We start from the raw sequence: 23,838 nt of genomic DNA on the forward strand, positions 1-23,838 counted from the left end.
TGCTACAAAATCGAACTTAAAACCACCTCATTAGCAGCAATCCAATCATAAATATCCTGCAAAGCCGCTTCCGGCCCAATAACAGGCCGCCATCCTGTCTTCTCCATCACCCTAGAAGAATCAGTAATAAAAATCGGAATATCCCCGGCGCGTTCTTCCAAAACAGGATGAATCGGAATCGATTTACCCGTAATCTTTTGGCACAAATCAGTTGTCTCAACCAAAGAAAGACTGTTGCTAAAACCGCCGCCAACATTAAAAACTTCGCCGTCAAATTCAGCAAAATGTTCTAACTGATAATTAACTAACCTCAACAAATCTTCAACGTGCAGTAAATCCCTAACTTGCTTCCCGCTGCCGCCAAAACCGATATAATTCAGCGACTTTTGAAAATAGTGAGCCGCTACCCACAAACCGCAAACTCCCTGATCCACTTTACCCATTTGCCAAGCACCAGTAATTAACCCGCAACGGTTAATAATTGCCGGCACATTGTATGCTTCTCTGTATTCCTCAATCAGTAATTCCGAAGCTAATTTAGTTGCTCCGTAAAGCGAACGGTGTCCTTTTAAAGGGAAGTCTTCTGATATGCCCAACTCGGATATACCGGGTAAAGTTTGCTCAGGGGCGATCGCAAATCTATTCGGCAACTCTAACAGCTTAACAGATTTGACACTGGCGATCGGGTACACCCGACTCGTAGACAAAAACAGCAAACTCGCACCCGTTTGTCTCGCCAACTCCAAAACATTCACAGTACCCAGTAAATTCGTCTGCAAAACGTACTGAGGCGAACTAAAACCAGCCAGCACAGAAGGCTCCGCAGCACAATCTATAATGCAGTCAGCATTCAGTGCAACTGGATCTAAATCCGCCGCTGTACGAATATCCCCGTAAACAAACTGAATCCCGCAACTTTTAAGCCGAGGCAGATTCAATTCTGAACCCCGGCGACGCAGGTTATCTAAACAAATTATTTGCCCTTCCGGGTGCAGTTTTTTCAGGCCAATTGCCAAACAACTGCCGATGAAACCCGCCCCGCCCACAATTAAAATTCTCTCAGGCATTCACTTTTAACTTTGCTATCTTTCTAGTCCGGTGGTAGTCGCCGCGAGAGAGATGTTTTTCGAGCCAGACATACAAGACAATAAACAAATACCGACTCCCCATCTCTTTTATTTTTAGTTTAGAAATGCCGGCAGTCCGATTGTACCATCTCAAAGGAATCACCGTATAGGAAAAACCCCGGACAATTGCTTTTAAAGGCAGTTCCACTGTCAAATTAAAATGATGGCTCAAAATCGGTTGCACGCCTTCAATCACTTCTCGGCGGTAGAGTTTAAAAGCATTGGTGACATCGCTGTACCGCAAGCCGAAAATACCTTTGACAAACCAGTTTGCTAAGCGGTTAATTGCTAACTTGTGAATTGGATAATCAACTATAAAGCCACCTTTGATAAAGCGGGAACCGAAAACGCAATCATATCCTTCTTGCAGCTTGCGGTATCCTGCTACCAAATCTATCGGATCGTCGGAAGCATCCGCCATCACAATTGCTGCTGCATCTCCGTCAAATTCCGCCAAACCCCGGCGCACGGCAAATCCGAAACCATTCGGAGGTTGATTGTTGATGTATCTAACTGTGGGAAAAGTCTCTGACAACTCCTGGCAAATATCAATAGTTCGATCGACACTGTTGTCATTCACAATCAAAATTTCGTGCGGAATGCCTTCTAAATCGAGCGTCTGGGCGATCGCCCGCACAGTACCGTACAAACAGCCCTCCTCATTGTGGGCTGGTATAATCACCGAAATTTTCACTCCTCATCCTCCGCGCAACTGGACAAACTGGTTGTCAACAGGATTATACACCCAAGCTTTAATTTCGGTTTTGGCGATCGGCAAATCATTAGCCGACAAATGGACAGCCCACCTCGCATTGTTGTATAACTCAGATTTTAAACTCTTAGCTATGTCGGGACTGTCTGAGTTGACATAAGCGTTAGCAAAAAAAGATTGTTTATCCCCTACAGATAGCAGTACAATATTAGGCTGTTTCAAATTTTCTGGCAAAACCGCCCAACCAGCAGCCTTGACAGCATCATTTTTCTTAACCTTCAAGGATTTATCGCTGGTTTGAGGTTGATCTAAATAGCCGTAAACTTTCTCAGTATTAGAAATAAACTCTACATTTTTCGCGAACTTGAGCCAACCTATTTTGTCGATAATTGCAGCGCCTTCTCTCACTAGCCAAGTTTTTTTGCTCAGCACCCTCAAACAGCTTTCCGGCGAATTTTTGAAAAAAGTCGAAGGTTCCAGATAGTTAATTAACTGCAAACAATCTTGAGCGCCTTGTTTGTAAAGAAGTGCCGAGCGAGATTGGCCGATCGCCTGCTGAGAGTTTACAATAATTGTAGCAATTAATAGCCCTGCAACTACGCGATAAATGAATTTATAATTACCTTTTAACGTGGCTTTGGTTTCTTGATAATTACCTCTGACAAACAATTGCCCTAGCTGAACCAAAGCAATTAACAGCAAAATCGAATTAGTCGTATATCTCGACGATTCGATCGCGTGAATTGCCCCAAATTCGGCCCTCCCAGCCGTAATAAACAAAGCCGACAAAACCGAAAACAAACCTATTGACAGCCAAGGCAAAGCCTGATACAGCAATCCCAAATGAGTTGTGGGATGGGCATCTTGCCCGTCTCCGCCCACTCCCAAATCAGTTGATAAAATCTTCTTCGCAAAATGCCATACAAAAAATACAAAACTAGCAAATATTACCAATCCCACCAATGCCGAAATTCCAGGTAATCTAACAATTGGCGAACCCAGCAAACTTAAAAAGTAATCAATAAGCACAAGCGGCTTATTCAACAATGAAATAATATTTGCTTTCCGACTAGGATGATAATCAATTGAGTAAATAGCACAAGTTGCCACAAATAGCAGCATCCAGGCGATCGCTCTTTTTCGTTTCTGCGCTGTATTTCCCTCCAAAGCCACCACAGCCGGAATCGCAGCCAACCAAGACAGCAAGCCTTGAGCGAGCGAAAAACTCGCAACAAAGCAGAATACAGCAGCAATAGAGATTCTAATATTAGGTACTAATTTGTGAGGTGAAACCAGCGCATAAACCGCAGCTACAAAACACAAGTTTACGAAAAACCAAGCTAATTGAAATCCCCAAAGCCAGTTTTCGTGCTGAACTAGAGAGAAAACCAAAATACAAGTTAAAATATTAGCTAAATGCCACAAATCATCCGCGACATTCTTAACTTGCATTGAGGATAACTTGTACATAGCGATAAAAGTTATCGCAGCCAAACCTATGCCGAGACACAACTGATAATTAATATTCCATCGGGAAGCAAAAGCCAGCACCGCAATAATTATTTTAGGGAAAAGTATGCGGTGGTTGCTGTGCAAAGCCCAAAAATCGTTAAAAGTTACATTTCCCGCAGCTATTTTTTCAAAAAGACTCGCTAACCTCCACTCGTCATCAACGGGAACGTTAACGCTAAAATTCGCTACAAATCCGATTAACAGGACAACAGGAATTAGGTATAAAGTAAATAAGATGATTTTTTTCATGAAAGTGCGATCGCACTGATTGCCCTCACCATTTTATATCAAACCCGGTTAAATAATTTTTATCAAGTTTGTAGTGAAGACTTTACTCCTCATAGTTTGGGCCGATCGGGACTTGCATTCCTTACTATAAACAAGTTGAAAAACATAACACCTATAAACCCGGTTTCTTCAAGAAACCGGGTTTCCGAACAGCCTAAAAGTCTCGCGTTCAATTCGGTTAACCGAATTACTTAACAGTCTTGAACGTATCCAGTTTCCCAGTAAATCGGTTGATAAACATCTGCAAAACAGTCCGCTTGCCGATATTGATATTAGAACTCACGGACATTCCCGACTGCAAGTTAACCTCCACTTGATTGGGCTTACCCTTGTTCAAAACAAACTTTTGATTCTTGAGCTTAATTTTGGTTTTGAAAGCGTAGTATTTCCGCAGTTCGGTAGGAGGCTCAGCATCGCTGCTAATCTCTTTCACTTCACCCTCAGCAGTACCAAACTCCATAGCCGGGAAAGCTTCTACATTCACTTCCACAGGAACGCATTGGTATTTTGTCAAACCCAGTTTCTCTCTGTTAATTTCCTTCTCTGGACAAACGCAACTTTTACCTTTTTCGCAGTCAACCTTTTCTCCGTCTAATTGTTTGCCGTGATACGGCTCCAATTTTTCCCGCTTCTGTCTCAAAGCATCCAATACCAGAGCCACATTGCTGTTTTCTAGGTAAACAACTGCTTCCAGACCGTTTTCGTCATCCAAAACCTTGAGTAGCTTCTCTGTTTGCTGGGCTTCGTAATAAGCTTCTTCGCAGCGTTTTGGGCGCGGTTCACCCGGTTTGATCACTGAGTTAATAATGGATTGGCAGATAGGATCTTTAGCCATATCCAACTTAGATTTCTCCTTCGTAGAAGGCTTTAAATCAAAGATTACCCCCGATACAGGAGACTTCAAAATTTGAGTGTCGCGGTTTTGTTGAGCCTTTTCTAGCTGACCGTTCACCTCGGACAACTTTTTCAGGTTTTCCACTTTGAAGCGGCTTAGCTGAGAATCACTGCTGGCAATTTGTTTCTGGTTTTCAGCAATTTTGGTATAAAGTTCTTTCGCCCAGGAATCCTTGGTGTTTTTCAACTGTTCTTCGGCGCGGCTGATGGACTCCTGAATGCGTGCTTGCTCTCCTTGCTGACGCTGTATTTCAGCAGTAATTTTTTGGATATCACCTTGACGCGCGTTAATTTCGCCTCGGCGCGTATTTATTTCACCTAGGCGCGTGTTAATTTCGCCTTTGCGAGAGTTGATTTCACCTTCGCGCTGCTTGATTTGATCTTGCTGTTTGAGAACGTCGCTTTGGCCTCTGAAAACATCTTGTTCCTGTTTTTCTTTTTGCAGTTCAGCGATGGCTCCTTCGTCTACCAGGGGGCCTAGTCTGCCTAGAATGTTTTGATTCGACTTCAATACTTGTTGAGATTTCGCTAACTGTTCTTGGGCTAAATCTTTCTGGGCTTCCGCCGATTTTACTTGCTCTTTCGATGAAGTTAACTGCTGCTGGGCATAATTTAATTGGTTTTGGGCAAAACCCAATTGTTGCTGTGCTACGGTCATTTGATCGCCTGCTGCTTTCTCAGCATCCTCAGCTTGCTTGAGTTGTTTTTCCAACTCCTGAACTTGCCCTTGGGCTGCGGCTACGCGAGACAGAAACTCCGATCGATAATTAACATAAAGTCCTTGCTGGGCTGCATCAAAATTTCCGCTAGCTCCCCGATTGAGGTACAGTTCGTCAATCAAAGCTTGCAGCACTTGGTTTTGTGCCGTGAGGCTCTGTCTATCCTTGATTGTTGATTCTAGGTTAGAAGGAATAGCGCCTTGAATTTTGCCGTTGACAACATCTTCGTAAAATTTATTTTCCTTTTCCAGAGCTTCTTTAGTTTTCTGTATCGATGTTAAATCGGCACTGGGTGCAAGGGGGTTGAAAGTGAGCAGAGGCTGGTTTTTTTCCACACGATCGCCATTTTCAACGTGAAGTCTCACCACAGCGCCCGTAGCAGGTGCTTGGATGTCTCTAGCACCATCTTTGAGTTCTAATTGGCCCACAGCGGGGACAGCTTGCTCTACGCTAGCAAAATAGGCCCAAACTACAGCAGAAGTGGTCATCAGCATGATCATCCACAAAAACAAGTGCGACCAAATCGCTGGTTTTTCGAGAATGATTGGTTGCTCAGAAAGTATTACCGATTTCATAGCCATTTGTTACTTCTCAATTGTTAGTTGTTCGTTGTGAGTTTTTAGATATCAAGTATTCGATGACTCTTGTTGTTGGAAGAGGCAATAGTAACGTCCTTTAAGAGCCATTAATTCTTTATGAGTTCCCCGCTCGACTACAGAGCCTTGATCCATCATAATAATTATGTCGGCGTTTTGGATTGTAGTCAGGCGGTGAGTAATGAAAAACACCGTGCGGCCGGCGAAAGCTTCTGCTAAGTTATTGCAAACTTGGCGTTCGGAATGGTAGTCGAGGGCGCTTGTAGCTTCGTCCAAAATCAGCAGTTTCGGGTTTTGCAAAATCGTGCGGGCGATCGCCAAACGCTGCCTTTGACCCCCAGAAAGCGACGAACCCCGTTCTCCCACCACCGTATTGTACCCAGCGGGCAAACCCATAATAAAATCGTGAGCTACCGCTAATTTCGCAGCTCGCACAATCTCATCCGTACTCGCATCGGGATTGCTCAGAGCAATATTTTCTTGGACAGTACAGTTAAAGAGCAAAGTATCTTGCAGTACCACTCCTAGTTGGCTACGGAGCGAATATAACTCCACCTTGGCAATGTCGTAACCGTCAATAAAAATCCGGCCCGACAGCGGCGGATAAAGACGCTGTAACAGCTTCATCGCCGTACTTTTACCGGAACCGCTTCCCCCCACAATTCCCACAAAACTGCCAGCGGGAAATTCCAAATTCACATTCGCCAGTTGCAGTGGCCCGCTTTCGAGGAATCGGAAGGAAACCTCCTCATAAGTAACCTGCCCTTGAATTGCCGGCAGCGGGATATTGCTGCGGTCTTCATCGCTAGTTTCCGTCGGCTTATCGACGATATCCTTGAGCATATCGATCGACATCGAGACTTCTTGGAAACTCTGCCACACGCTGACAAAACGCAGCAGCGAACCAGTCACGTTCCCGGAAATAATTCGGAAAGCAATCAACTGACCCAAAGTAATTTGATTTCCCAGTACCAAATAAGCTCCCACCCACAACTGAGCTAAGTTACCCACCTGGTTTAAAAAGCTGCTAACCGTACCAGCCGTAGTTCCCGTGATAATTGTTTTAAAACTGGCTGTAATGTATTTTGCGTAGCGGCTCGACCATTCCCAGCGGGATTTCAATTCAATATTTTGAGCCTTAACAGTTTGAATCCCGCTGACTACTTCCACTAGATAAGATTGAGAGTCAGCAAAACGCATATTTCTCTGTTTGATCAGGCGCAGCACCAGCGGATTGATTAGAACAATCATCAGCGCCAGTATCGGTACCACTGCCAAAGATACAAACGTTAGCTGAATGCTGTAAGAGATCATAACGGCGACGTAAACCACCGAAAATACAGCATCGAGAACCACTGTCAGAGCTGTACTCGTCATGAATTCCCGAATGTGGCCCATCATGCTGAATTTGTAGACCAGATCTCCCACACGCCTATTGTCAAAGTAATTCTGGGGCAGCCGGAGCAAGTGGTCGATTACCTCCGCACTCAATTTGACATCAATGCGGTTTGAGGTGTCTATAAACAAAAAGGTACGCAAACCGTTGAGTAGTCCTTCAAACAGGGCAACACCTAACAGAAATGCCCCCAAAATATCCAAGGTGTCAATGCTGCGCTGACCTAAGACTTTATCAATAATTACTTGGCTGATTAATGGGTTGGCAAGACCAAATAACTGTACAAAAAACGAAGCAAGCAACACCTCAAAAAACACTGTCTTGTGTTCCATCAGTGCCGGCACAAACCACCAGAAGCTGAACTGCTCTTTTTGTTCGACTTGCGGAGCTTGCAGCAGCAGGACTTCTCCCTGTTCGCCCCAGACTTCTTTAAACTGAGGTATCCGCTTCCGCATCAGCCCCTGTTCGGGCGTGGCCATCACCAATTCTTGCTCGGTGATGCTGTAAATAATGGCAAAGCTATCTTGCCATTTAATCATTACGGGGGCTTTGATGCGGTTGATGGCATCGGCTGGCACTTGCGCCAATTGAGGCGTGAGGCCGATGCTTTGGGCGATCGCCCCGCAGGCCTGGATATTGATAGAACCAGCGGTTTTTAACTGATTTTCTAGAACTTTGCGGATGATATCTCGGCGAAATTTGAGGCCGAAATACTTGCTCAGCATTTGGAAGCAAGCTAGCGGGCTGTCTATTTGCCCTTTGGCGCGGAAAACTGGGTATTTCGCCGCATCCTTTGGTTGGTCGGTTTTGGGTTCTGGGGGACGGTCTGGGCCCGGTAGAATCTCGATCAATTTTCCGCCGATCGGCGTGGGCCCTGGGCCTACTATATCTGGCGTGGGATTTAATGGGTCTGTTTCTTGAGGTTCTGGGGGTTCCCGGAAGCCGACCAATCGGGCGCCGAGGCGACCTTCTACTTTTAAGGATTTGGCTGCGTTTTCCACAGAGAAGCGGCTGCCGGTGGGAAAGTCGCCCAAGACGCCGCTGCTGACGAGCCAAACTCGATCAGCATCTAGCTCTTGGGCGAGGTCTTGAGTTTTTTTGTTGCCGTTTGGTACGTTGACAACTGTCGCGTCTTGCCAAGCTTGCAGGGTGAGTTCTTTGAGATTGGAAGTGCCGTCCGCTTGGCGCTGCAATTCCAGGCTCAATAGTTCAAACACTTCGCTCAAGGAACAATGTTCGCGAAAGGCTTCTCCAAAGGTCGGCTGTTTTTCCACTACGCTCAGGAAATCTTCGGCAGGTATGACGATCGCGATCACATCTGTAGAGGCGATCGCGGTTTCACAGGGTACTCCCCTGAGCAAGCCAGCCCAGCCGAGAATTTGCTTTGACTGCACCAAGCACAAACTTACGTGTCGCTGCGAGCGCTGGTCAAAGCCCAGCAGCCGAGCCTGGCCTTGATAGATAATTGCCACCTGAGTCGGCATTTTTTCCCGTTCAAACAGCGGTTGCCCAGTGCGGTAGCCGAGGAGTTGGCATTTCGCCACCAAGGCTGTGAGAGCCGTCTCTGAGAGCCGGTCAAAGGGAGCTGTTTTAGCTAAGAAATCCTGAATTTGGGAGAGAGAAACAGCGGAAGAAGTCATCCGATTTTAGATTTTAGATTTTAGATTTTAGAATTGAATCCACAGATGAATCCGGAGGCGTTTTGTCTGGATGCTACGCTTTTTTAAGTCTCCACGGGTAAATCCGGGGGCCCCAGAGCCAAATTGCTTTCGGTCATGATATTGAAGACACGGAAGAGAGGGGCTGTAGCGGGCCTATTTGCGATATCTGTTCGGCGAGCCAGCTTTCAAAGAGTTCGTTAATCAAGTGCAGCCGCATCGATTCATCGAGCTGGGCCGGCATGAACTTTTCTAGTCGAATAATTACCATCCATTCTGCCAGAGGACGCGGCGTCCAGAGCTGATTAGGCTGGCTGACGGACAAAAGTTTGCTGATTGCCGGGTGGGGCTGGCTGAGGGGTACTGGGCCCAACAAGCCACCGGACTTGGACTCCGGCCCTTCGGAAAAGTCGCGGGCCACTTCTGCAAAGGTTTGTTCCCCTTCGAGGATGCGAAAGTAAAGTTCGTTTGCCAGTGCTGGATTTTTGGTGCGTACCAGGGAATAGACTACGTGGTCTAGGCTGGCTTTGCGGGTTAAAAAATAATTATCTACTTTAGGTCTCCAAGTGGCTTGCTTAAATTTTTCGATCAGCAAGGGCCGGACGGCCATCTCTTGAAGTTCTTCTTCCGTCATGTTTTGGCCGCGCAGCCAAGCTTCTTTGGCTTCGGGGGCTGTCAGTTGGTGTTGTGCCAGAAAGTTCTCGACGGCGGATTGGCGTTCTTCGTCGCTGCAACTATAGGATGCGATCGCTTGGTCTACTATTACACCGCGCAAGAATTGCGGCATTAACTGGTACCGCTTCAGGAGCGATGGCATATCCTGAGCTTGCAGTAATTTATCGCCTATTTGAAAAAGTCCTGTCATTTTTTTATCTCCAACTGACTTGCGCTTCCCCTTTTAATTTAGCTGTGGCAGGAAAAGAGCGACAACCACTAACCCCTCGATTCCCCGATGATAGCAGACCGTCTGTGGGCTAGCGCTATTGCTGTCTATTTCTTGACGCTCTGCCTAGCGAGGGGTTCCCCGTGGGTCTCATAATGGTAGCGGGATGCGAGAGTGGGAGAGTGGGAAAATCTTTACTTCTGCCATCTTCCTTCTTCCCTCAACATCCATCCGTTAAATCCCGTACACTCCTTAGTTGCTGAACTTCCTTCTTCCTTCACTCTCGGAATAGTCTTTCAAAGAGTGTTCCCAGTTGGGTCGAGCAAGCGCGACTGTCGAGATATTTGGGGTTTGCCGCCATTTTTTGGTGGATTTGATCGCGGTAGTGCCGGCGCAGTTCTGGGTTGGTTCCCAGTGCTATGCTGAACTCTAAATAAGAGTTCTCGCTGTTTGCTACCAGTTCCGGAAGTAGCAGTTCTTCGAGCACGGCGGCTGATTGTCGCGATCGAGTTGTTTGCCCTTTTCTTACCACTACAGGCAACCCCACCAACAGGGGTTCTGCTAAGGAGCAGGCACTGCTGTATGGATAGGAGTCTAAATATATATCAGCCAATTCCAGACATTTTATGCAATCTGCGCGAGATGGCAGTGCTTTAATCACCACTAAGCGCTTTTTGTCAATATCGTATTGGGCAAAAAGCGATCGAATTTGGTTGTAAAAAGGCACCGTCGGATAGTTTTTTGAGCGGGAACTAAAGGGATACAAAACTAAAATAGAATTTGGTACCGCCGCAATAATTTTTGCCCAAGTTTCTGTCAATTCTGGGATAATTGTAAAAGCTTGAGCGCCGGACATGAACACTACAGATTCGTCTGTAGCTCCCCAACTGCTGCGAGTCGGTTCAACTGTGGCAGGTGCTGATCCTACAGTATAGCTTAAACAAACTCCCGAACCTTTTAAAGTAATTAATTTTTCGCGATACTCTGCTGCTGCACCTGCGGGCAATGTCAAATCTCCAGCAAGGAAATAATCGATATTTCGGGTGCCGGTGGTTGCGGGGGTTGATGCACCGCTAGCTATTTGCACTCGCGCTAGTCGATGCAGGCACAGCAGCGCACTTGGTTGAGAAGTGTCGGTAGTATTGGTGCAGATTAGCAGAATATCTAAATCGTGCGATCGCATTTCTCGGACTTGCTGGGGCAAATCTTCTGACAGTTGCACCAGTTTGTCGGCGCAATTTTCGCAATATTTCCTCAGTCGTTCGTCTTGTACCTGGAAATAGTACACGATAATTTCAAATTTGTTTCTGTCTAAATATTCAAAAGTGGGAATTGCAACACGAGTCTCGGATTCATCACTAATTTTATCAAGCAAAAAGCCAACTCTGATTTTAGTTATTTCAGGTTCTCTGTGAGGAAAATTCCATTCTATTTGACAGCCGATATTTTTCAAATGAAATTCCACAATATCAGCTCGCTGAATCAATATATTGAGCAGATTAAGCTCGCTCAAATACAAAGCTTGGGAACTAACATTTTTCGCAATAAAAGCCGCCAAATAACGCCAAACTTCTGAATCTGGAAAACTGGCGATATTAGCAGCGACGTAGTTGATTAACTGCTGGAAATATTCCGAGTACCTTTCTACTTCCCAGTTTTGTTTAAAATAACCGGGAGACTGAAATATAAATTTCAAAAAGTCGTCAAAAAACCACTGGGGAATCGCTGCATTGTTATACTCAAGTGGCAACTGATAAGCGTCGCGGTACAGCATCGCTGCGAGGAGATATTGCATCTTCTCGGCAATTTCCCCTCCTTCAGCAAGTTTCGACGATAACTGCTGGACAAAACTTTGTTCTTCTTCAGTTAAAGTTTCCTTTTTGAAGGCGCTATCTAGTAGCAATTTATGAGCTTTACCCATGTCTTTCGAGTAAGCAGTTTCTAATTTTTTTGCTGGCAAATTCAGGCAATATTCAGCTAGCTGTTGGCGGTATGGGCGCAGCGCGAGAAGAGGCTGTTTTGAGGGGAATTTATTGTATTGCTCAAGCATTGCTGACAATTCCGATAAACTCGGCTGGGTTCTCAATGCCAACTTTTGGCGGATTGTCTGTTTAATTTGTTGATTCAAGAAACTGTAATCAGGACTATTTAGTAGTTTTTTGTAAAATCTGACTACATCCTTATGATTTTCCCCAGCAGCGAAGTTTTTCCAAGTCTGTTGTTCGGGATGAATCCGCAGTGAGGACAGTTTTTCGTCTACAAATCCAATGTGATAATTACCCATGATTCGCCACCACATATCTAAGTCTACATACTGAGATAATCCAGAATCAAATAATCCTATTTCGGTAAAAACTCGCGCGGCAATTAAGACGGTACTCGGTTCGCCGATTTTGTTGATGGGGTTGCTCAAGCAGTTAGTATCTGCCAGTAATTCTTTTCCGGGCTGAATAGACTTTAAATTCGACCAACTTTTATGCAAATCTTTAATTGATTGGGAAGCTCTCCGCAAAATCGGGTTAGATTCATCTTCAGCTATGGTGATGCCGCGCGGGGAGAAAACCATACCTATTTCTGGGTTTTGTTGGGCGACTGCGACCATTTTCTCAATACATTCTGGTGCGAGCAAGTCGTCTTGAAAGAGAAATTTAATGTATTGACCTTTTGCTTGGGATATGCAGAAGTTCCAGTTTTGTGATAAGCCGTAGTTGCGGTGCAGGATGGTGCGGAAATCGACTGAGGTTTGCGATTGGAATGATTGGGCGATCGCAATTGTTTCGTCTGTGGAACCGTCGTCGGATATAATCAGTTCTATGTTAGGGTAAGTTTGGGCCAAAGCGCTTTGAATCGCTTCGCCAATAAATGCCGCTCCGTTGTATGTCGGAATGCAGATGCTAACTAAAGGTGGTGCATTTTTTACTGTCGCTGGCTGAGACGCTTTTTTCCGTATTCCACGATCAAAGGTTTTGAAATTATCTGTAATTTCGGCAATATATTCGAGACGGTTTTGAATTTTTCTCCCGACAGTTGGCGGATTCAGTAAAGTCTTAATTTCATCAGCAGCTATTCTTCCAACTTGCTGAGCTTCCCGGTAATTGTTGAAGACATGACGCATTAAATCAGCAGCGTGTTCGACATCCGGTTCGGCCCAAACATTGCCTTTTTTGTAAGGCCCGCAATCTTTCTCAATTGGGATTAACTTATACTTGACTAAATAGCTATTGCCGACATTCATAAATTCTGTATTTGATGAATAGCCGGTGGCAATTACGGGTTTCCCGTAAAACATGGCTTCAGCCATGCTTAAGCCAAACCCTTCGCAGCGGTGCAGGGATACATAACAGTCGCAATTGTAGAGCAAACCGTTAAGTTTATTTTTGGACAAATACCCGTCTAGATGTTTGATATTGGAAGAATTGGCGATGGCAGACTTTAATAAGTTTTGCTGCTCTAAATTTTTGTTTGAATTAGAAGATTTGATAATCAACAAGAGGCGGCTATCTTCGCCAAAAGCTTGTTTAAAGGCTTGAATTGTCGCTAAAGTATTTTTGCGCTCGATGCGGCTGGAAAAGTCGAATACAAACAAGAAAATAAATTTATTTTTCGGTAAATTCAGTGCTTCTCTGTTCAGGGAAGGTGCGGGAAGAGCAATACTGGGCATGATTTTGATGACGGGAATTGGCGCAAGTGCAGTAATTGCCTCGGCGCAATAGTTGCTGTAAGTCCATATTTCGTGAAAGTGATTAAATGCTGGCTGCCATTCCGGGGGAAATGCGGGAAGTTCCCAGGCCCAAAAGCCGATATTGTATTTGTTTTCAAAATAGCTGAAACCTGTATGTTTAATAAAGGTTGCAACTTGATCGGCGTTGACTTGAATTAAGTTGACGGGATGGGGATTGTCTTGGCTAAAGTTTTGATAGGTGGTGTCTTGTTTGCGGTGGGGACTGCGGGTAAAATTGTTGATGACGAAGGGAATCCCGGCGGCTTCTGCAGCCCTGATATTTGCTCGGACACCTTCTCCTATGCCAAATTCGCCGTTAATGTAGCCGGCGATGTTAATTCCTAGATTTTGGTTCATAGTTTATAATGTATTCAGCAAATTGTTGGGTGGATTTTTGGGAAAAAAGCCGAATTAATTGAGAGCCTCAATCGCGCTAAAGGAGGGTAGGGGTTGAGAATAAATTATAATTTTGCTCAATATTTGCTAAGATATAGCAATCGTTGCAGGATTGGTGAATAAGATTAAATGAATAGCAGAGGGCGCAGAGAACGCAGAGGAAGAGAAGAGAGGGAAGAGAAAGAGTTGGAAACAGAAAATTGGGTGCTTGACAAAGATAGCGATCGCCATTGTATACTGGCATCACAATGCTAACCTTCGGCTGGTTGTCTGTCGGCATGGGTTGCTCTGTTTGATTTTAGGATAAACTAATCAGGAATTTTAGAGAAAGTGATCGATCGCGTCAACCACGACCTCTTGAAGCTGCTCCCGCCGGATGCTAAAGTCATTGTTGAAATTGGTTGCGGTACGGGTTCGATGGGCGAAGAGTACAAGCTGATCAATCCCCATTGTCAGTATATTGGCATTGAATGCGATCGAGAAAAAGCTAAAATTGCAGTCGATCGGCTAAACTGGGTGACGGTAGCCGATATTGAAGAAATTGCCCTCGAAAGTCTCGAAATCGCCCCAGGAACGGTCGATTGTTTGGTTTTTGGCGACTTGCTACCCTACCTCAAAAACCCTTGGGAAGTCCTCAAGCAGTACAGTGCTTTGCTGAATCCAGAGGGGCAAATTCTCGCCAGAATCTCTAATGTTCAATACTGGCGGCGAATTGTCAATCTGCTGCGGGGACAGTGGGAAAATCCCGACAGTAAGATGCAGCACTGGTTTACCCTAGAAAGTATTAAATCACTATTTGCTCAAGCCGGATTGCAGGTTTACGAATTTCAAGGAAAGGGACACAAAACCGAAAATTTTGTCCACTTTCAGGAATTACTGCATCCAATGGTAAAGGCTTTAGAGCTCACATCGAGCAGTTTTGCTACGGAAACGGGTGCTGAATATTATATCGTGCGATCGACAAAATCGACCGTACCTGCGCGCAGACTGCTGATTCAGACTATCATTATGGCTCCTACAGGGTGCGATCGTGTGCGAGTTTTGGAACCGGACAAATTTAGCGCCACAATTCCCGGTGTCCGCACCGTATCCGGCGTGAAAACAGCAGGATTAATTCCTCCTCTGCCGGAAGAAGAAAAAGTTTTCATCTGGCAGCGGACAATCATGCAATATCCCGCCTATATACCCCAACTCAAAGAACTCCTGCAACAAGGCTATTTAATAGTAGCTGAAATTGACGACAATCCCATCCGTCGCCGCGAATACGCCGACAATAATTACCTCAGCTATCGCGGCTGTCACTGCGTTCAAACTTCTACGGAACCGCTAGCAAAAATTTTGCGATCGTACAATCACAACGTTGCTGTATTTCCCAATCAATTAGCTTATTTACCTCCGCCGCGAATTTATCCGGCAGAAGATACAGTCACCATTTTTTTTGGTGCACTCAACCGCGAAAAAGATTGGCAGCCGATTATGGCAGCATTCAATCGAGTTTTATTCGCACACAAGCACCGGATTCGAGTTAAAGTAATCCACGACAGAAAATTTTTTGAATCCTTAAAAATACAGCAAAAAGAATTTGAACCGTTTTGCAGTTACGAACGGTATCAAGAAATTATGTACAGTTGCGATATAGCTTTGCTCCCGCTTGTTTCCAACCCCGTTAACGAAATGAAATCAGACTTAAAATTTATTGAATGTGCAGCGCGGGGAGTAGCGGTGCTGGCAAGTTCAACCGTGTACGAACATTCGATTGTCGAAGGTGAAACCGGATTGATTTATAGATATGAAAAAGAGTTTGAAACTAAACTAAATTCGCTGATTTCTGACACTTCTCGGCGCCGGGAAATAGCAGCGAATGCTTACGAATGGGTGCGCGACAACCGCTTGCTGTGCGGGCACTACCGGCAGCGGCGAGATTGGTATTTACAGATGCGGGACGAGTTGCCACGTTTAAATGCTGAGTTGCGCGATCGCCTGCCGGAGTTATTTGGTGACTAAATGCGGTAAGATTTATAGGGTTATTGTGCGATCTTACTGTTTTATTGTTTAATTTCTAATTGTTACTCCACACCAATGCGAATTCTATTCACTATTGCTCACTTTTACAATCCCAGCGGCGAGGGGAAACACGCTTCCCAGCGAAATGATCCGCAACCACGACTAAATGCTTTAACCGCTTGCGTGACATCGCTGCAAGCTTTGTACGGCCAATCTCAGTCGATGATTGACATTCGTGAATGTGCAACTATCCCAGCCAATCAATCTCAACAGCACGAAATTGACATTGTTGTTTGTACTACTCAAGGCTATCATCTGTTGCCTCAACTGCCCGTGCAGCCCAGATGTTTTATGCACCACGCTACCAAATGCGAACCGCTGCTGTTGGGGTTTGAGTGTCAAGCAGTTTTGCGAGCTTGTCTTGACAAATACGATTATTTCTGTTATTTGGAAGATGATTTAGTTCTGCATGATCCGTGGTTTTTTAGCAAATTAAATTGGTTTACGCATCACGGAGGAAATGGAAATTTGCTGCAACCTAATCGCTATGAAATAGCGCCTAAAGGCGCGGTTTTTAAAGCATATGTTGATGGTGATTTAGCTGACTCAGCTACTTCTCCGTTTCAAAAGGTAGAGGAGCAGCGGCAGTTAATGGGAAAAATTATGGAACAAACAGTCGCTTTTGAGCGGGCGTTGAATCCTCATTCCGGCTGCTATTTTTTGAATGCGGAACAGATGGCACACTGGGCTAAGCAGTCTCATTTTTTGGACAGAGATACTAGCTTTATCGGCCCGCTGGAAAGTGCCGCGACTTTAGGAATTATGCGGACTTTTAGAGTTTACAAGTCAACTCCTGCTTATGCTAATTTTTTGGAGATTCAACATTTTGGCACGAGTTTTCTGAACTTGATTGGTAATAAGGTGAGGGTGCCGGAAGCATGATGAGTTAAGATATTCAGGTAAGCTGCAATACTTGAGAGGTAGCATGACCTCGGCAACCGAAAAGATTGTCCTTCCCTCTCCCTTCCCCGACCACACTCAACTGCCAGAGGAAGATGGCACTTTTGTGAAGAATTTCCAGGAGCATCCCCAGAGTATTATTTTGACTGATTCGATCGGGTCGGTGTTGCAAGGGCTTCATCCCGATGGACAATATCCTATAGGGCAAGACTGTGGCATCTACTGGCGAGAAACTGACCCGCTTGAAAAGGGAGCGGAAGCTCCTGATTGGTTCTAAGTGCCGAACGTGCCACCCACACTAGGAAATCAGATTCGTCGCTCTTACGTGCTGTGGCGGGAATTCATGGCTCCGATGATTGCTTTGGAGTTCGCATCGGGAGATGGTTCAGAAGAGCGGGACACAACCCCACTATCGTACTCGGAAGTTGGAGCGGCGCAAAGGCCTGGGAAGTTTTGGGTATATGAGCGGATCATGCGGATTCCGTATTATGGCATCTATGAAATCAATAATGGCAGGCTGGAGGTTTACAACCTGAACAATGGGTTTTACCAGCAGTTGCTTGCGAACGATCGCGGTCATTATCCGATCGCGCCAATGGGCCTAGAATTAGGACTGTGGGAAGGCAGTTATCAAAACCAGACACTTCTGTGGCTGCGGTGGTGGGACAGCGATGGTAATTTGCTGCTGACAGGTACAGAACGAGCTTCCTTAGCAGAGCAGGCTTTGAGTGCAGAAGCCCAAGCGCGGCGGGATGCCATCCCTCGATTGTTGACAATGGGATTGAATACAGAGCAAGTGGCAGAAGCACTGAGTTTATCAGTAGAGGAAGTTAGGCAGCATTCACAATCTTAATGTCGCTTTTTATTAATAAGAAGTCAAAACATCGCCGATTTTAACTGTGCCGCTGTTAATAATTTTGGCTAAAACTCCAGTTTGTGCGTGACCGAATTCCTGTTGCAGTAAACTGAGTAGGGAAATATCCCGATCGCCTGTTTCTGGATTCACTTCTATATTGACACAGCGACCGATTCGTGCTGTAACTTCTATGCGCGCCGTGCCTAATTGAAACTGTTTTCCGATCAACTCAAATTCTGACCAAGCTGCCATACCTTCTAACACAATGTTCGGGCGAAATCTGCCCACGTCAATGTTTTGAACAGCAATTTCTGTTAATTGGTCTAATGTGGCTTGGCTGAGTAAAGAAATGTGTACGGGTTCTCGATCGGGATAGCGAGTTTCGCCGCTGGTGTCGCCGACTAACTGCAAAGGTGCAAACTGCGGGTGTCTCGCTTCTTTTGTGGGTTCAATTGCCGCCAGATATTCTGTGAAAAAAGCCCCGATACGATCGCGCCCCGCTGCTGTGTTCGTTTCTGCGGATAACACTGCAACTCCTTGACGCTGGACTGTTAAAACGGCCGTTTCCGGTTGATAATGACATTCCAAAGCTGCTAACAGAGGCCAATCGTTTTGAACAGCAAAATGTTTTTTGCTCATCCAAGGGACATTTTGGGCAGGCATCTTTGCAGCTTCAAGATTATCTGCAAACATTAAGGCAAAAGCTCGATCGCCCTTAATTCCGTGCCCTGCTGTTAAAGCAAACTCCGACATTTCTTGCGGTGTCAGCCCTTTTATTGGATAAATAAATAACTGTTTTATTGTTGCTACTGTCATAAAATTTCCCGAAGTTAGTAAAATCTAAGATCTTGCACCATTGTCAATAATCCTTTTTTGAACAGGCAAGATGCCTGTTCCACAACAAAATCTACTCTTTGTGGAACAGGCATCTTGCCTGTTCAGCGAGAATAGTGCAAGATGTGAGTAGAATTGGACTTACGCAGAACCTATATATGTAGGGTGCGGCGCGGCGCACCTTACCGCTTGTCCCGCCTTGCAAGGGCAATCCGCGCGTGGTTCCCCACAAACTTTGGGGGAGTCGAAGCTATTTCACAAACATTAATAAAATTGCTATAAAAACCGGATTAAGCTAGCAATTCATAGCGGCGGATATCTGGAGGCCCAACAGCCAAACCGTCTAATTTCTGCACGGCCTCTTGAAGGTGAGTTGAACCGAGATGTTGTTCGAGCAAAGCTACACTTTCCCACTCTTCAACAAACGTAAAATCTGTGGGATCGGCTTGATTTTGCAGGAGTTCGTATTTGATGCAGCCTTTTTCTTTGCGAGTGGGCTCCATAATGCTCAGCAGCAGAGATTTAAGTTCTGCTACTTTGTCGGGAAAGGCGGCGAGGCGGGCGACTACTCGCAAGGTTGTTTTGGACATAGGAGAAAAAAGTAATTGATAGGACGATCGAATTTACCGATGTTTATTTGGCAAACTCAGCTATAGAGGATTTTACTTAAAATAACCTACACAGGTCGATCGGTCAACTGCAGTAAAATCAATCCAGGACGCGCTCAAGTCTGAGAAACCCCGTTTATTCCAAAATTCTTCGTTACCAACCCCAGAACGTCATATAAACCGGGTTTCTTGGTATATTTTGGCAAATACGGGAAGAAATCAATCTTTGGGATAAAATCGCTTGTTTTCTGTAGAATATTCCCAGGCGAGGTCCTCCGGGTCTTTTTCGCGACTCCACTGAGCAAACTCCGGCTTAAGTTTCCATTTGCCGATCGTACTTGCGTGAACTTTGAACCTGCGGGAGAGTTCCGTTTGGGTAAAAGAGATTTTGGGTTTTTCAGGAGTCTTGGTTTGAGCAATGGGGAATAAATTTGGTTTTTTATCTTGTGCTTTTTCCCGATTTGTGGGAGGCTCTTGAACAGCTATTGCCGCATTAGGTGTTTCGCTTGGAGTGACAGTTGGAGCTATTTGAAAATAATACAAAATTCCGCCTTGTTCTGTCACCTCAAAATCCGCTGCAAACTCAGAGGCTCGTTCGTCCAGATACTCTTGAACCTTTTCTCCAGGGAGTTTCGCATTCATTGCCAAATCCAAAGCCGTAACTCGCCCTTGATTTTCCTTGATCAACTTGTAGAAAACCGAGTCTAAATGAGCGAGTTTATGTTTTTGCTGCTGTTGGTAGAGCTTGTAAGCCCAAGCAATGCCCGCTGTGGTGGCGATCGCCCAAAACATCGTTCCCGACTCGAAACTGGCAACCGCCGTCAAGGAAATAGGCAAAAGCAGGGTAAGATATCCCCAAATGCTTCCCTTCTTTAGGTTATTGCTGTTTTTGACCATAGTTCCTAAACAGGTACGTAGTTTAGCTTAGTAGAGCGTGTCTGAATGCCGCGAAAGTTTTTCGACAGTCGATATATCGGCTAATCGCTGAGGCACTCTACGACCAAATCCCAGAATCTACTTTTTTTGCAACCGAGGGCTCATGTACTTTTTTCGCAAACAGATTGCCATCCTGCTGATAGTTTTTGCTTGCTGTACCCTGACGATTAGTTGCAGCGATAGCCGAGCTGTCCAGTGTACTAAATTTACTGCAATTGTCAACAAAGGCAACGCTCTCATTGATGTTGATAAAGATAGCAACGATGCTGCAACGACCGACAAGTTAGCTAAAAATTTGAACCAGATAGCGAATGAACTTGAGCATCTGCGAATAACAGATAAAACCCTCAAAGAAATTCAGGAGCCCTCGGTTAAATCCTTCCAGGAAATTAGTCAAGCACTCGGCGACATAAGCAAAAGTCTTCAGGCTGGAAATCTGGCTTCTACAAGTATAGAAGGTCGAGAGCAAATCCAAACAGCTCAAGCAGATATTATTAAAGCCGGACAGCAAGCGAATCAAGCAGCCGCAAATCAAGACGCTTTGACTAGCAAACTGATTAATTATTGTAAGAGCAGTTCCTAAAGGCTAAGAGTTTTTAGTTTTGAGATTGCTTTGCGGAGCGCCAACAACGCACTGCGGGTAAATGAGTTTGAGGAATGCGCGGCCTTCACCTAGCATCTACCCATTCCCAATTACCCCTTTCCAATTACCCCTTTCCAATTACCAAGTTTAGTGATGAATTTCTAGATTCAAAATATAGCGACCGAGTTGCACTTTCTCCGACCACAACTCGTATTCTAACTGCAAGTGTTCCGGTTCCGGCTTTCCTGTCAGCGTCAAGTTGCGAGTGAAGTTGCGGAGTCGCAACTGTTCGGGAGTCGCCAGCGAGTCGCCCTGAAGCCAATAACGGCTCAGGCCGTACATTCCTCGTTCCCAGCAGTGGCGGTAACTGTATTTGCCGTTTCCTTGCATAGTCATAATGACTCGATAGGGCGAAACTTCTAGCCAGAGCAACCGGGGTTTTGTAGTTGGGGGCAAGATTGTAACTTGCTCGGCAGATTCGTCGGAGCCGTCGGAAAATTCGCGATCGATTATTGCTGGTTCGTGCAACAACAAGTGAAAGCGATCCTGGTCTTTTTGATAAAGGGTAGCACCGGTTTCAACGAATGACCACAAAGGTAAATCTGTGGATACCAGCGATAAACTTACAGGCTTGCGGTGATGGGTCAGCATAAATAAAAGTTTAGGAGTTGTTGTGGATCGGGCGGTTTGAGATTTGAGATTTTAGACTTTAGATTTTAGATTGGCTGGGTTCCCAATTCCGGAGCTTTTGCTTAAAAAAATGAAAAACCTACAACTCGCAATCGAAAATCTAAAATTGTTCAGTCAAAATTCAATCATCTGGTCGATAACTCAGAGCAGGAGATGAAATCTAAGCATATACACGGATAATATTTGTGAAATTAAGGTGAAATCCGTGCCGTGCCGTCCGCACTCCTGTGTCCTCGATAACTGACAGCGGAGTCTCCGGGTGAGTTTAATCAGCCTTTAAGTTAACCGGACACATTGGGAAAAAACCCGCAGGCCGTACAAACGACGACTGACTTAGGACTGGGAAAAAGGTAGGATAGCTAACGCCATCTAATCCTAGTTTATCTCAATGCAAGCTGACATTATAACTACTACGCTTCTTGACAAAAGCCAAACTTTAAGCATTCAAAAACCGGCCTCGGGCTTGTCGCTGGTGGGGAGGATTCGAGTTCCCGGCGATAAGTCGATTTCTCACCGAGCTTTGATGTTGGGTGCGATCGCCCGAGGTGAAACTACAATTGAGGGACTGCTGCTAGGAGAAGACCCCCGCAGCACCGCTAAATGTTTCTCGCTCCTGGGAGCCAAAGTTTCTGAACTCAACGCGGAACGGGTGACAGTCCGGGGCGTTGGAATTGGCGAGTTAGAGGAGCCTGTGGAAGTCTTGGACGCGGGTAATTCCGGCACGACGATGCGGCTGATGTTGGGAATTTTAGCCTCTCATCCGGGGCGTTTTTATGCAGTAACGGGTGACAGTTCTCTGCGCTCGCGCCCGATGTCGCGCGTCATTAAACCGCTGCAACAAATGGGAGCGCAAATTTGGGGTAGAAAAAGCAATTCTTTAGCTCCTTTAGCGATACTCGGACAGCAGTTAAAACCGATTCACTACCATTCTCCGATCGCCTCGGCTCAAGTTAAATCTTGCATTTTGCTCGCCGGTTTGATGGCAAGCGGAGAAACTACAGTCACAGAACCCGCTCTGTCGCGGGATCACAGCGAGCGGATGCTGCGAGCGTTTGGAGCCCAATTGAGCGTCGATCCAGAAACTTGTAGCGTGACAGTTACTGGGCCGACACAACTGCAAGGGCAGAATGTGATTGTACCGGGGGATATTAGTTCGGCGGCATTTTGGCTAGTTGCTGGGGCGATCGTCCCGGGTTCCGAGCTCGTAGTCGAAAATGTCGGCGTCAACCCAACTCGTACAGGCATTTTGGAAGCTTTGGAAATGATGGGGGCCGACATTGAACTGCAAAATCAGCGAGAGGCGGCTGGGGAACCTGTAGCCGATATTTTGGTTCGCACTTCCGGCCAATTGCGGGGATGCACCATTGCTGGCGACTTAATTCCCCGACTGATTGACGAAATCCCGATTTTGGCAGTAGCGGCGATCTTTGCATCCGGTACTACAATAATTCGAGATGCGGCCGAGTTGCGAGTCAAAGAGAGCGATCGACTGGCCGTGACTGCTGCGGAACTAAACCGCATGGGAGCTAAAATTACCGAGTTACCCGACGGTTTAGAAATTACCGGGGGAACTCCTTTAACCGGCGCGGATGTTGACAGCTACACCGACCACAGAATAGCGATGAGTTTGGCGATCGCAGCCCTCAACGCCACAGGTATTACTAACATTCACCGGGCAGAAGCTGCTGCCATTTCCTACCCGAACTTTACCGCCACTTTGCAACAAGTTTGCCATCCAAATTAAGATTGGGCATTGGGCATTGGGCATTGGGCATTGGGCATTGGTTGCTGGCTACTTGTTATCGGTTATTGGTATAGCCTCACAAATAACAAATAACCACTAACTAATGACTAATGACTAATGACTAATGAATTCCTCTAAGAATCGTTGCCTACAACTTGTTCTTTTAAAGAATCAATTTCCGTTAACAACTCTTGGCGGTTAGCAGCCTTGAGCAGATAGCGGTACACAAACCAACCCGTATATCCCATGCCAATCAACTCAAAAACAGGAGCTACCAAAGGAACATCATTAAGAGCCTCTAAAACTCCCAGCATTACCTTAATACTAATACCGCCGGCCAGAATTAAACCAACAGTGATGAGGGGCTTTTGGTAGTCAGCAAAAAAATTGGAGACATAGGCTGGAAGTTCCGACAAAATTGTAAGAACTTGGTCTTTAATATCTTGGAACTGGCTCGTCGGTGTTTCTGCGGTTGTCACTGTAGTCATGACTCCCGCTTGATCCGCCACTAGGTCTAATGTGACTATTTCAGTGACTGTTTGTGCGTCGTCAGAAAAGTTAGCTTGTGTCATTTGATACTTCCTCCGGTGTCAAGTAAAATTGCAGGCTTTGAGTGGCTGCCAGTATAATTCTCCGGCAATTAGCACAGCATTCGCGCTGCCGGGACTAATTGATGAGACTAAGGCAGAGCTTCCCAAATTGCAAGCAAAAATAACGATAA

General features: G+C 45.6%; 16 protein-coding genes and 1 pseudogene. 5 read left to right on the forward strand and 12 right to left on the reverse strand.

The features are described 5' to 3' along the window. Positions 1-2: 2 nt before the first annotated feature. The 7 genes from QUA40_RS11030 to QUA40_RS11060 all read right to left on the reverse strand — a co-directional run bounded on the left by QUA40_RS11030 (position 3) and on the right by QUA40_RS11060 (position 13,863). On the reverse strand, positions 3-1,067 hold the full coding sequence (locus QUA40_RS11030; RefSeq protein WP_333125183.1) for an NAD-dependent epimerase/dehydratase family protein: 1,065 nt from the start codon (positions 1,065-1,067) through the stop codon (positions 3-5). After that, positions 1,060-1,821, reverse strand: coding sequence for a glycosyltransferase family 2 protein (locus tag QUA40_RS11035; protein ID WP_333125186.1), 762 nt, complete (start codon positions 1,819-1,821; stop codon positions 1,060-1,062). The genes QUA40_RS11030 and QUA40_RS11035 overlap by 8 nt, the downstream gene beginning before the upstream one ends. 3 nt (positions 1,822-1,824) lie before the next feature. Beyond that, positions 1,825-3,600, reverse strand: coding sequence for a hypothetical protein (locus tag QUA40_RS11040; RefSeq protein WP_333125189.1), 1,776 nt, complete (start codon positions 3,598-3,600; stop codon positions 1,825-1,827). Between the two features lie 226 nt (positions 3,601-3,826). Beyond that, positions 3,827-5,833 (reverse strand): chromosome partitioning protein ParA, encoded by a 2,007-nt coding sequence (locus QUA40_RS11045; RefSeq protein ID WP_333125192.1) that lies wholly within the window; start codon positions 5,831-5,833, stop codon positions 3,827-3,829. Between the two features lie 45 nt (positions 5,834-5,878). After that, positions 5,879-8,884: a peptidase domain-containing ABC transporter gene (locus tag QUA40_RS11050; protein ID WP_333125195.1), complete on the reverse strand. Its 3,006-nt coding sequence runs from the start codon at positions 8,882-8,884 to the stop codon at positions 5,879-5,881. Positions 8,885-9,017: 133 nt separating this feature from the next. Further along, positions 9,018-9,767, reverse strand: a complete 750-nt coding sequence (locus QUA40_RS11055; RefSeq protein ID WP_333125198.1) for a peptidylprolyl isomerase — start codon at positions 9,765-9,767, stop codon at positions 9,018-9,020. A gap of 295 nt (positions 9,768-10,062) precedes the next feature. Next, positions 10,063-13,863 carry a glycosyltransferase gene (locus QUA40_RS11060; RefSeq protein ID WP_333125200.1) on the reverse strand — a complete coding sequence of 1,267 codons (3,801 nt, stop codon included), beginning with the start codon at positions 13,861-13,863 and terminating at the stop codon, positions 10,063-10,065. Between the two features lie 369 nt (positions 13,864-14,232). Here QUA40_RS11060 and QUA40_RS11065 point away from each other — a divergent pair, with 369 nt between their 5' ends. The 3 genes and pseudogenes from QUA40_RS11065 (at position 14,233) to QUA40_RS11075 (ending at position 17,719) form a co-directional block, all read left to right on the forward strand. Next, positions 14,233-15,906, forward strand: coding sequence for a methyltransferase domain-containing protein (locus tag QUA40_RS11065; RefSeq protein ID WP_333125202.1), 1,674 nt, complete (start codon positions 14,233-14,235; stop codon positions 15,904-15,906). Between the two features lie 75 nt (positions 15,907-15,981). Further along, positions 15,982-16,848 (forward strand): calcium-binding protein, encoded by an 867-nt coding sequence (locus QUA40_RS11070; RefSeq protein WP_333125204.1) that lies wholly within the window; start codon positions 15,982-15,984, stop codon positions 16,846-16,848. A gap of 43 nt (positions 16,849-16,891) precedes the next feature. Next, positions 16,892-17,719: pseudogene (locus tag QUA40_RS11075) on the forward strand (Uma2 family endonuclease). A 12-nt stretch (positions 17,720-17,731) separates the two neighbouring features. Here QUA40_RS11075 and QUA40_RS11080 read toward each other — a convergent pair. The 3 genes from QUA40_RS11080 to QUA40_RS11090 form a co-directional block, all read right to left on the reverse strand. Next, positions 17,732-18,538, reverse strand: coding sequence for an MOSC domain-containing protein (locus tag QUA40_RS11080; RefSeq protein WP_333125207.1), 807 nt, complete (start codon positions 18,536-18,538; stop codon positions 17,732-17,734). Between the two features lie 308 nt (positions 18,539-18,846). After that, complete coding sequence (locus QUA40_RS11085) at positions 18,847-19,146, reverse strand: putative quinol monooxygenase (protein ID WP_333125211.1); 300 nt, start codon at positions 19,144-19,146, stop codon at positions 18,847-18,849. A gap of 237 nt (positions 19,147-19,383) precedes the next feature. Beyond that, positions 19,384-20,061, reverse strand: a complete 678-nt coding sequence (locus QUA40_RS11090; RefSeq protein ID WP_333125214.1) for a hypothetical protein — start codon at positions 20,059-20,061, stop codon at positions 19,384-19,386. A 142-nt stretch (positions 20,062-20,203) separates the two neighbouring features. Here QUA40_RS11090 and QUA40_RS11095 point away from each other — a divergent pair, with 142 nt between their 5' ends. After that, positions 20,204-20,683, forward strand: coding sequence for a hypothetical protein (locus tag QUA40_RS11095; protein ID WP_333125216.1), 480 nt, complete (start codon positions 20,204-20,206; stop codon positions 20,681-20,683). A 147-nt stretch (positions 20,684-20,830) separates the two neighbouring features. Here QUA40_RS11095 and QUA40_RS11100 read toward each other — a convergent pair whose 3' ends face one another. Continuing rightward, positions 20,831-21,334: a hypothetical protein gene (locus QUA40_RS11100; RefSeq protein ID WP_333125218.1), complete on the reverse strand. Its 504-nt coding sequence runs from the start codon at positions 21,332-21,334 to the stop codon at positions 20,831-20,833. Between the two features lie 427 nt (positions 21,335-21,761). On the opposite strand from QUA40_RS11100, the gene aroA reads away from it, so the two are divergent. Further along, the gene (aroA, locus tag QUA40_RS11105) at positions 21,762-23,117 is read left to right on the forward strand and encodes a 3-phosphoshikimate 1-carboxyvinyltransferase (protein WP_333125220.1); all 1,356 of its coding nucleotides are present in this window, start codon (positions 21,762-21,764) and stop codon (positions 23,115-23,117) included. Between the two features lie 134 nt (positions 23,118-23,251). On the opposite strand, the gene QUA40_RS11110 is transcribed toward aroA, so the two are convergent. Beyond that, positions 23,252-23,689: a CAAD domain-containing protein gene (locus tag QUA40_RS11110; protein WP_333125223.1), complete on the reverse strand. Its 438-nt coding sequence runs from the start codon at positions 23,687-23,689 to the stop codon at positions 23,252-23,254. Positions 23,690-23,838 lie beyond the last annotated feature (149 nt).

Source organism: Microcoleus sp. Pol11C3 (assembly GCF_036701485.1).
Classification (GTDB): domain Bacteria; phylum Cyanobacteriota; class Cyanobacteriia; order Cyanobacteriales; family Microcoleaceae; genus Microcoleus.